11 protein-coding genes are annotated in these 10,009 nt (G+C 66.6%); 4 read left to right on the top strand and 7 right to left on the bottom strand.

Annotated features, from left to right (window positions below):
* Window positions 1-120: 120 nt before the first annotated feature.
* From DQP56_RS06545 to DQP56_RS06530, 4 genes are all read right to left on the bottom strand, one after another.
* Entirely contained in the window at window positions 121-393 is a 273-nt protein-coding gene (locus DQP56_RS06545; protein WP_112684149.1) for a DUF2516 family protein, read from the bottom strand.
* A 52-nt stretch (window positions 394-445) separates the two neighbouring features.
* Window positions 446-1,087 (bottom strand): heparin-binding hemagglutinin, encoded by a 642-nt coding sequence (locus DQP56_RS06540; protein ID WP_112684148.1) that lies wholly within the window; start codon window positions 1,085-1,087, stop codon window positions 446-448.
* Between the two features lie 55 nt (window positions 1,088-1,142).
* Window positions 1,143-1,535 (bottom strand): helix-turn-helix domain-containing protein, encoded by a 393-nt coding sequence (locus DQP56_RS06535; protein WP_112684147.1) that lies wholly within the window; start codon window positions 1,533-1,535, stop codon window positions 1,143-1,145.
* A gap of 87 nt (window positions 1,536-1,622) precedes the next feature.
* The gene (locus DQP56_RS06530; protein WP_112684146.1) at window positions 1,623-2,975 is read right to left on the bottom strand and encodes a DUF445 domain-containing protein; all 1,353 of its coding nucleotides are present in this window, start codon (window positions 2,973-2,975) and stop codon (window positions 1,623-1,625) included.
* 204 nt (window positions 2,976-3,179) lie between these two features.
* On the opposite strand from DQP56_RS06530, the gene DQP56_RS06525 reads away from it, so the two are divergent.
* Both DQP56_RS06525 and DQP56_RS06520 read left to right on the top strand, forming a co-directional pair.
* Window positions 3,180-3,929 carry a TetR/AcrR family transcriptional regulator gene (locus DQP56_RS06525; protein ID WP_112684145.1) on the top strand — a complete coding sequence of 250 codons (750 nt, stop codon included), beginning with the start codon at window positions 3,180-3,182 and terminating at the stop codon, window positions 3,927-3,929.
* 215 nt (window positions 3,930-4,144) lie between these two features.
* Window positions 4,145-4,606 (top strand): hypothetical protein, encoded by a 462-nt coding sequence (locus tag DQP56_RS06520; protein WP_112684144.1) that lies wholly within the window; start codon window positions 4,145-4,147, stop codon window positions 4,604-4,606.
* Between the two features lie 26 nt (window positions 4,607-4,632).
* Here the strand turns inward: DQP56_RS06520 and DQP56_RS06515 are convergent, their stop codons facing one another.
* The 3 genes from DQP56_RS06515 to DQP56_RS06505 form a co-directional block, all read right to left on the bottom strand.
* The gene (locus DQP56_RS06515) at window positions 4,633-5,487 is read right to left on the bottom strand and encodes a 3-hydroxybutyryl-CoA dehydrogenase (protein ID WP_112684143.1); all 855 of its coding nucleotides are present in this window, start codon (window positions 5,485-5,487) and stop codon (window positions 4,633-4,635) included.
* Window positions 5,488-5,572: 85 nt separating this feature from the next.
* The gene (gene aceA, locus DQP56_RS06510) at window positions 5,573-6,859 is read right to left on the bottom strand and encodes an isocitrate lyase (protein ID WP_013827400.1); all 1,287 of its coding nucleotides are present in this window, start codon (window positions 6,857-6,859) and stop codon (window positions 5,573-5,575) included.
* Window positions 6,860-7,138: 279 nt separating this feature from the next.
* Window positions 7,139-7,957 (bottom strand): acyl-[acyl-carrier-protein] thioesterase, encoded by an 819-nt coding sequence (locus DQP56_RS06505; protein ID WP_112684142.1) that lies wholly within the window; start codon window positions 7,955-7,957, stop codon window positions 7,139-7,141.
* A gap of 85 nt (window positions 7,958-8,042) precedes the next feature.
* Here DQP56_RS06505 and ramB point away from each other — a divergent pair, with 85 nt between their 5' ends.
* Window positions 8,043-9,461, top strand: a complete 1,419-nt coding sequence (ramB, locus tag DQP56_RS06500) for an acetate metabolism transcriptional regulator RamB (RefSeq protein ID WP_112684141.1) — start codon at window positions 8,043-8,045, stop codon at window positions 9,459-9,461.
* A complete protein-coding gene (locus DQP56_RS06495) occupies window positions 9,458-10,006 on the top strand; it encodes a carboxymuconolactone decarboxylase family protein (protein ID WP_112684140.1) in 549 nt (182 codons plus the stop codon). Before ramB ends, DQP56_RS06495 begins: the two co-directional genes overlap by 4 nt.
* Window positions 10,007-10,009: the final 3 nt, after the last annotated feature.

The following is a 10,009-nucleotide window of genomic DNA, read 5'->3' as shown; positions in this document are numbered from 1 at the left end:
GCCCGAGTAACTCACCCACTCGGTGCGGTCGACGAACGCCACGGTGTCGGCGGCGGCCGGCGCCGCAACGACCACTGCGGCCGCCAGGGCCGCGAACAGGATCGAACGCAACATCGCCGGCTAGTGAGACTTGCCTTGAACCTCGAGCAATCGGGGCCGCACATCGACCAGGTAGACCCCGGCCGCGCAGGCGGCGATCGCCATGCCCATCACCTGCAGCACCAGCGCCAACAGGCCGCACACCCCGAGGATCACCAGCCATACCGGCTTGGTGAGCTTGTCGGCGGCGGTGTAAGCATCGGCGCGCTGCATCGCCGCGTGGACGAACGCGTACACGGCGGTCGCGAACACGACAAGCTGCAAAACGCCAAGGACGATACCCACCAGGCTCATAGCGACCACGCTGCAAGCCTATGCGGATACCGTCCTTGGCGTCGAACTGCGTTTACTTCTGGGTGACCTTCTTGGCCGGAGCCTTCTTGGCCGGGGCCTTCTTGGCGGCAGCCTTCTTGGCCCCGCCGGCCGGGGCAGCCTTCTTGGCGCCACCAGCCGGGGCAGCCTTCTTGGCGCCAGCCGCCGGGGAAGCCGTCTTGGCCTCCTCCTTCTGGGGCAGCTCGATGCCGACCAGCTTGGCGGCGCGCTCGCCGACCTCGCGGGTCTGGGTCGCGACGTTGCCCAGCACCTCCTGGGTCAGCTCGACGGCCTGGTCGACGTAACCCTCAACCTGCGCCGAGGCGTCATCGAGGCCGGACTGGTTGCGCAGCCGCTCGAGGGCGGCCTCACCGCGGGACACCAAATCGGCGTACCGGCCGCTGGCGGCCTCCACGTAGCCCTCGGCCGCCCTGCGCAGCTCGTCGGCGGTGAAGCGCTCGCGCAGCTCGGCGAACTGCTCGGGCAGCTCCTCCTGCAACTTGTTCAGCCGCGCACGGCTCTCCTCGACCCGGCTGGTGGCGTCCTCGCGGGCATCGCCGGCGCGGTCGCGCAGGGTGGCAACGAGGTCGGCCATGGTGGCCAGGGCCAGGTCGGCGGCGCCGATCGCGGCGAGCAGCGGGGCCTTCAGTTCGTCGATGTTCGGGTTCTCGGCCATGTCTGTTTCCTTTCGGTTGGGTTTCTGGCTTGTCGGTCAGGAGGACGAAGGATGATCAGGCAGGTGTCGTCTCCTCACCGTCGGCTTCGTTCTGCTGGACGAAGGAGCTGTAGATGTCGAGCAGAACCTGCTTTTGCCGTTCCGTGATCGCCGCGTCCGAAATGACGGCGTCGCGGACCTCGCTCTTCTCGCCGGGCTCCAGGATTCCCGCCCGGATGTAGAGCACCTCGGCGGAGACCCGCAGGGCCTTGGCGATCTGATTGAGGACGTCAGCGGAGGGCTTGCGCAACCCGCGCTCGATCTGGCTGAGGTAGGGATTGCTGACCCCGGCCTTGTCGGCCAGCTGCCGCATGGACACCTGCGCGGCTTCGCGCTGCGCCCGGATGAAGCTGCCGATGTCCGCCGCGGCCGTGGAGACGACGGCGGCGAGGTTTTCATCCTGCGACACCGGGGACCCCTTTCGTGGACTTACGACTGCTGACAAATGCCACGATACGGCCTAGTGCTAACTTTTGCAAGCACCTGCTAGCGCAGGTCAGAACATAAGTTGAGCTATGGCGTAGATTCCCAGCCCCGCCAGCGCACCCACCACGGTTCCGTTGATCCGGATAAATTGCAGGTCACGCCCGACGTGCAGTTCGATGCGCCGGCTGGCCTCCGCGGCGTCCCAGCGCTCGATGGTTTCGGTGATGATCGCGGTGATCTCCACCCCGTATTGGGCCACCAGGTGCTGCGCGGCGCGGACGATCCAGTTGTCCACTTTGTCGCGCAACTCGACGTCGTCCCGCAGCGACTCACCGATCTGCACCACCGCGGCGGCGACGCGGGTGCGCAGCGCGCCCGTCGGGTCGTCGACCCCCTCGAGCACGTACCGCTTGAGGGTCGCCCACGCCGTGGCCGCCGCTTTGGCGATCTCTTCGCGCGCCATCACCTGGTCCTTGACCGAGTCCGCTTTGGCGATGGTGGCCGCGTCGTACTGCAGGTCGTTGGCGAACTCGAACAGGAACCGGGTCGCGTTGCGGCGCAGTTCGTGGTCGGGGTTGCGGCGCACCTTGTCGGTGAAGTCCATCAACTCGCGGTGGATCCGGTCGCCGACCAGATGGTCGATGAACCGCGGCGACCAGGTGGGCGAGTCGCGCTCCACCACCCGCTGGATGACTTCGCCGGCGTTGAGCGACCACTGGAAGGCCCGGTCGGCCAGCAACTGGATCAACGCCTCCTGGCGATGCTCGGCGAGCAGGGTGCCCAGCATCCGGCCGACCGGCGGACCCCACTGCGGCTCGGCGATGCGCCGCACGATCATCCGGTCGATGACGTACGCGACCTCTTCGTCTCGCAGCAGTTCGACGAGCACCCGCAATACGGTGGCGGTCTCGGCGGCCACCCGCTCGGCGTGCGCCTGCTCCGAGAGCCACTTGCCCAGCCGCCCGGCGACCTGCGCGTCGCGCAGCTTGGTCTCCACCACCGGCGGCGACAGGAAGTTCTCCCTCACGAACGTGCCCAGGCCCTCACCGAGTTGGTCCTTCTTGCGTTTGATGATCGCGGTGTGCGGGATCGGAATTCCCAGCGGGTGCTTGAACAGCGCGGTGACCGCGAACCAGTCCGCCAGGGCGCCCACCATGCCGGCCTCGGCGGCGGCGCCGACATAACCCACCCAGGTCGACGCGGTGCCGTCTGCCTGCGCCCACCGGCACAGCAGGAAGACGACGGTCGCGCCGAGCAGAAAGCTCAGCGCGACCACCTTCATCCGGCGCAGATCGCGCAGCCGTACCGCGTCGGCGGCCGGATCGGCGTCTGCGAAGGACTCTGCCAGCGACTGCACCGTCCGTGCAGCACCCGGCCACGTCGGGCGGTTGTCTCGATGCACCACGCCACCATCATCCGCCATCTTTGCCACTCGGCATATACGGCGGTTCCAGCTTCGCCTCTCCTCCGTCGAGCCTCGCCAAACCACTCGGGCACATACGGCGATTCCAGCTTCGCCTCTCCTCCGTCGAGCCTCGCTAAACCGCCGGTAACTGTTACCGGCTCACGAAGTTTGCTGGACCGCGCCGTATTATCCAATACGTCTAGTGAATGGGAATCCGCGATAGTGGCAGAGCAGCCTAGGGCCGGCACCGCCAAGACTGATGGTCGAAAGCGGCGTTGGCACCAGCACAAAGTCGACCGCCGAAACGACCTGATCGACGGCACGATCGAAGCGATCCGGCGCCGGGGCCGGTATGTGAGCATGGACGAGATCGCCGCCGAGATCGGGGTGTCCAAGACGGTGCTCTACCGCTATTTCGTCGACAAGAACGACCTGACCACCGCGGTGATGATGCGCTTCGCGCAGACCACCCTGATCCCCAATATGGCGGCGGCGCTGTCGGCGAATCTGGATGGCTTCGACCTGGTCCGCGAGATCATCCGGGTGTACGTGCAGACGGTGGCCAACGAGCCCGAGCCGTACCGGTTCGTGATGGCCAACAGCTCGGCGTCCAAGAGCAAGGTGATCGCCGACTCCGAGCGCATCATCGCCCGGATGCTCGCGGTGATGCTGCGCCGCCGGATGAAGATGGTCGGCATGGCCACTCAGGGGGTCGAGCCGTGGGCGTACATGATCGTCGGCGGGGTGCAGCTGGCTACCCACTCGTGGCTGCTGGACCCGCGGATGAGCGCCGATGACCTGATCGACTACCTGACGATGCTGAGCTGGAATGCGTTGTGCGGCATCGTCGAAGTGGGCGGGTCGCTGGAGAAGTTCAGGGCCGGGCCGCACCCGTCGCCGATATTGCCCTGGCGCCGAGCGACGGGCCCGCAGGCAGGCACCACCGACGCCCAGGCGCAAGCTGCCCGCTGACCGGGGCGCGCCCCGAGACGCGTGGGTAGCTCGGCCGAACACCCCCCACGGACGCAGCGCGACTGCCGATTGCCAGGGAAATCCCTATATCTCTCGACGGCTCTATCTCCTACCGTCGCAGACGGGTAAACAAAGCCGGCCAGTTGCGAGAATCCATCAGCTCGCCACGCCGCCGGAAGAGCCCAGACCTTTCGACGGAAGGCAGGTGCCACACCATGGCCACAACGGGCTACAAACTGACCGCCAAGACGGTCTTGTCGACCTTGATCGCCGCCGGAGCCATTCTGTCGCTTGCTCCGCTGGCCGGCGCCGACGAGCCGGAACAGCCGGGCGGGCAAGGTCAGGAGGCATGCGCGGGCGGCGGACAGGACCAAACACCTGAACAGCAACAACAGCAGCAACTGGCCTGCGGCGCGGGAATCGCCAACCGCGCCGCCAATGAGGCCAAGAAAGCCGCCGAGCAGGCTAATCGTGCCGCCAATGAGGCAAACCAGAATGCACCGGCCGGCGACCGGCCACCAGAGGATCTGATCACCAACGCCCGATGCTTCATGCATAACGGAGTTCCCACACTCGGCGAGGTGGGCGTCGGGTATGACTCGCGCGGTCCGTTCGTCCATCCCGATGAGGGAAAACCCTGCTGGTACGTCTACGGGGTGACCGCGACCCACGGCTGACCCCGGCAAGGCGGCTCCGCGGTGGGTCAGTAGGTGTAGAAGCCCCGTCCGGATTTCTTGCCGAGCTGGCCGGCCTCGACCATGCGCAGCAGCAGCGGCGGCGCGGCGTAGAGCGGCTCTTTGAACTCCTCATACATCTTGTCTGCGATCAGCTTGAGGGTGTCCAGGCCGACCAGGTCGGACAGCCGCAGCGGGCCCATCGGGTGCGAAAGCCCGGCGACGATGGCCTTGTCGATGTCCTCGACGGTGGCGAAGCCGGACTCGAGCATGCGCACCGCCGACAGCAGATAGGGCACCAGCAGGGCGTTCACCACGAAACCGGAGCGGTCCGAGCAGCGCACCACCTGCTTGCCCAGCACCGCGCTGGCGAACTGCTCGGTGCGGGCGGCGGCGGCCTCGTCGGTGACCAGCGTGCTGACCAGTTCGACCAGCGGCAGCACCGGCACCGGGTTGAAGAAGTGCAGTCCCAGCACCCGCTGCGGGTTCGCCGTGGCCGCGGCGATCTTCATGATCGGAATGGAGGAGGTGTTCGACGCCAGCACCGCGTCCGGGTCGGTGATCACCCGGTCCAGTTCGGCGAAGATCTTGGACTTCACGGTGTCGTCTTCGATGACGGCCTCGATGACCAGCTGCCGATCGGCGAACTCGCCCAGGTCGGTGGTGAAGGTCAGGTTGCCGACGGCGTCGTCGCGCTCGCGTTCGGTGATCTTGCCCGCGCTCACCCCGCGCTCCAGCGACTTTACGATCCGGTTGCGGCCGGCGGTGACCAGTGCGTCGGTGGTCTCGAAGATCTTGACGCCGACGCCGGCGCGCGCCGACACCTCGGCGATGCCGGCACCCATCTGCCCGGCCCCGATGACACCTACTCGTTGGATCGACACAGCACTCCTTGCGTTGGTACGGCGAACAGACACAAAAGCCCCTCGACACGTCGGTGCCAAGGGGCTTTCGTGTCTGCTCGGCAGATTAGTGGAACTGGCCCTCTTCGGTGGAGCCGGCCAGCGCCGTGGTCGACGACGTCGGGTCGACGGTGGTGGCGATCCGGTCGAAGTAGCCGGCACCGACCTCGCGCTGGTGCTTGGTGGCGGTGTAGCCCCGCTCCTCGGCGGCGAACTCGCGCTCCTGCAGCTCGACGTAGGCGCTCATCTGGTTGCGGGCGTAGCCGTGGGCCAGGTCGAACATCGAGTAGTTCAGCGCGTGGAAGCCGGCCAGCGTGATGAACTGGAACTTGAAGCCCATCGCACCCAGCTCGTTCTGGAACTTGGCGATGGTGGCGTCGTCGAGGTGCTGCTTCCAGTTGAACGACGGCGAGCAGTTGTAGGCCAGCATCTGGTCGGGGAACTCGGCCTTGACGCCCTCGGCGAACTTACGCGCCAGCTCCAGGTCCGGCGTGCCGGTCTCCATCCAGATCAGGTCGGCGTAGGGAGCGTAGGCCTTGGCGCGGGCGATGCACGGCTCCAGACCGTTGCGGACCCGGTAGAAGCCCTCGGCGGTGCGGTCACCGGTGATGAACGGCTGGTCGCGCTCGTCGACGTCGGAGGTGATCAGGGTGGCGGCCTCGGCGTCGGTGCGCGCGATCACCACGGTGGGCACGCCGGCCACGTCGGCGGCCAGCCGGGCCGAGGTCAGCGTGCGGATGTGCTGCTGGGTCGGGATCAGCACCTTGCCGCCCAGGTGGCCACACTTCTTCTCCGAGGCCAGCTGGTCCTCCCAGTGCGAGCCCGCGACACCGGCGGCGATCATCGCCTTCTGCAGCTCGTAGACGTTGAGCGCGCCACCGAAGCCGGCCTCACCGTCGGCCACGATCGGGGCCAGCCAGTTCTCGACCGAGGTGTCGCCCTCGACCTTGGCGATCTCGTCGGCGCGCAGCAGCGCGTTGTTGATCCGGCGAACCACCTGCGGCACCGAGTTGGCCGGGTAGAGGCTCTGGTCGGGGTAGGTGTGGCCGCTCAGGTTGGCGTCACCGGCGACCTGCCAGCCGGACAGGTAGATGGCCTTCAGGCCGGCCCGGACCTGCTGGACGGCCATGTTGCCGGTCAGTGCGCCGAGGGCGTTGATGTAGTCCAGGTCGTGCAGCTGCTCCCAGAGCACCTCTGCGCCGCGGCGGGCCAGGGTGTGCTCCTCGACGACGTGGCCCTGCAGCGCGACGACGTCCGCCGCGGTGTAGGTGCGGGTGACACCCTTCCAGCGCGGGTTGTTGTCCCAGTCGTGCTGGATCTGCTCGGGGCTCTTCGGCGTGCCAACGGTCGACATGGCTGCTCCTTCGTGTCGCGATCGTCGGGCGCTTCTCGGATTTGCCAAACACCCCGACGGATTCACTGATGTGTTAATGCGACCTTGACACAGCACATCAGCCCAGGTCCACCGGTTTTCGTTGCCAAGTTTGGCAAAACAGTACGGGCGTTATGCGAAGTTTGCGAAGAATCTCTGGGACGCCCCGTCGTGGTCGTCGTCGAATAAGCTACCGGTGGGTAACATATCCGCACAGGTCAACGGGGGTATTAGCAGTACGCCCGTACTGACTAGAACGTGTTACAGCGGAAAGATCGCGGCGAGCGCTTTGACCTCTTCGCCGACGACGTATGTGAGCGTTCTAACAGCACGATCGGCCAGTGCGGACCCGAAGCGATCGGTCGATCCGGCCGGATGAACGTGGGAGACGATCTCTAGTTTGTCGCCCAGCGCCACCGCAGCGTCGTGTTCCAGCGTCACCCGCAACGGCGCCGCGAGCAGCTCGGGGTAGCTCGACAGGTAGTCCTCGACCACGCTCCAGTACACCGAGTTGTTCACATGGTCGAACAGGTCGATGTCGGTGAACCGGATCGGGTACTCGTGGATCTCGGCCGCGTCCTCGCGGTCACCGGCCTTCAGGTAGGCCTTCCAGCGCAACCGGTCGACGCTGGTGGTGCGTTTCAGTCCGGCCAGAAAGTCGTCGGAGATGCGCGATGGGCCCTGCGTCTCGCGGTTGATGTTGATCCAGAACGCCTCGGATTCGATCAGCCCGCCGCTGCGTTTCCCGTCGATGCGGACCCGCATCTCGCACCAGCGGTTCGAGGTGCCCGAACACCAGCGCCGCACCCGCAGCATGTCCTGGAACTCGATCGGGCGGATCACGTCCATCATGGTGCGGCGCACGATCCACAGCGGGTGGGTCTCCTGGTAGCCGCCCTCGCGCAACTGGTCCTGGCCGATGTCCTGGATATGCCGGGCGGCCGCGTCCATCCGGAGTCGGCCGGCCCGGTCGATGTCGGCTACCCGCAGCGGCCACTGCCGGTCGAACACATCGGGATGCGGGTCGGGCACCGGCATCAAAACCTTGGCCAAACCGGTCGGCTCATCTGTCTGCTGCATCGCGATGCTCCCCGTAGATTTCCCTGAGCGATCATGCCATGCCAATAATGCGAACGCGGCCTTCGCAACGGGTAGCCTCGGCGGCGTGGCCAAGACCTACGTCGGCGCCAGGGTGCGCCAGCTGCGCAGCGAGCGCGGGTTCAGCCAGGCCGCCCTGGCGCAGCTGCTGGAGATCTCACCGAGTTACCTCAACCAGATCGAGCGCGACGTCCGGCCGCTGACGGTGGCGGTACTGCTGCGCATCACCGAGGTCTTCGGCGTGGACGCCACCTTCTTCGCCTCCCAGGACGACACCCGGTTGGTCGCCGAGTTGCGCGAGGTCACCATGGACCGCGACCTGGACATCGACGTCGACCTGACCGAGGTGGCCGAACTGGTCAGCGCCCATCCGAAACTGGCCCGGGCCATGGTCAATCTGCACCGCCGCTACCGGCTCACCACGGCACAGCTGGCCGCGGCCACCGAGGAGCGCTACACCGACGGCAGCGGCACCGGCGCGATCACCATGCCGCACGAAGAGGTCCGCGACTACTTCTACCAGCGGCAGAACTACCTGCACGAACTCGACACCGCCGCCGAGGAATTGACCACCCGGATGCGAAGGCACCAAGGCGAATTGGCCGTCGAACTGGCCAATCGGCTCACCGAGGTACACGGCGTGCACATCAACCGCCGGATCGACCTGGGCGAGACGGTGCTGCACCGCTACGACGCGCAGACCAAGACACTGGACATGGGCCACCACCTGTCATGGGGGCAGCGGGTGTTCAAGATGGCCGCCGAGCTGGCGTACCTGGAGTTCGACGACCTGATCTCCGCCATGGTCGAAGAGGGCAAGTTCACCTCGAAGGACTCCCGCACCCTGGCCAGGCTGGGGCTGGCCAACTACTTCGCGGCGGCGATCGTATTGCCCTACGGGCAGTTCCACGACAGCGCCGAGACCGTCCGCTACGACATCGAGCGGCTCTCGGCGTTCTACCGGGTCAGCTATGAGACGATCGCGCACCGGCTGTCCACCCTGCAGCGACCGTCGATGCGGGGCGTCCCATTCTCGTTCGTCCGGGTCGACCGGGCGGGAAACATGTCGAAACGTCAGTCGGCCACGGGTTTTCACTTCTCTTCCAGCGGCGGGACCTGCCCGCTGTGGAACGTCTACGAGACGTTCGGCAACCCGGGCAAGATCGGCGTGCAGATCGCGGAGATGCCCGACGGCCGCAAGTACCTGTGGGTGGCGCGCACCGTCGAGCGCCGAGCGTCGCGCTGGGGCCAACCGGGCAAGACCTTCGCTATCGGGCTGGGCTGCGAACTGCGCCAGGCCCACCGGCTGGTCTACTCCGAGGGGCTGGATCTCAACGGTGATAACGCCACCCCGATCGGGGCTGGCTGCCGGGTCTGCGAACGCGACAACTGCCCGCAACGGGCGTTCCCGGCGCTGGGCCGTGACCTTGATCTCAACGAACACCGCAGCACGGTGTCGCCGTATCTGGTAAAGCAACAGCGGTGAACTCTCGCATCCCCGAAGCCCCCGGCCTGCGCGACCTCGGTCTCGCCAACTGGCTGGTCTGCAAAGTCATCGCCCGTCGTCAGCAAGTGCCCCGGGCGCACCTGTTCACCACGCTGGGCCAGCACCGCCGATTGATGTGGTCCTGGCTGCCGTTCGGCGGAATGCTGATGCGCGGCGGCAAGCTGTCCACCCGCGACACCGAGTTCGTGATCCTGCGGGTCGGCCACCTGCGTGACAGCCAGTACGAACTGCAGCACCATCGCCGAATGGGCCGCGCGGCCGGCCTCGACGACGACACCCAGGCGCGCATCTTCGAAGGCCCCGACGGCCCCCGTGTCGACGAGCTCACCGCCCGCCAGCGCGCCATGCTGACCGCGATCGACGAACTCGTCGGCACCCGCACCCTCTCCGATGCCACCTGGGCGGAGTTGTCGAAGCATCTGGATCGTCCGCGGCTGATCGAATTCGTGATGCTGACATCCCAATACGACGCACTGGCCGCCACCTTGAGCGCACTGCGGGTGCCGCTGGACTTCGACGAGTAGCCC

This window comes from Mycolicibacter senuensis, from assembly GCF_003284925.1.
GTDB lineage: Bacteria > Actinomycetota > Actinomycetes > Mycobacteriales > Mycobacteriaceae > Mycobacterium > Mycobacterium algericum_A.
The sequence above is the reverse complement of the archived record's forward strand: the minus strand, read 5'-3'. Positions and strand labels throughout refer to the sequence as shown.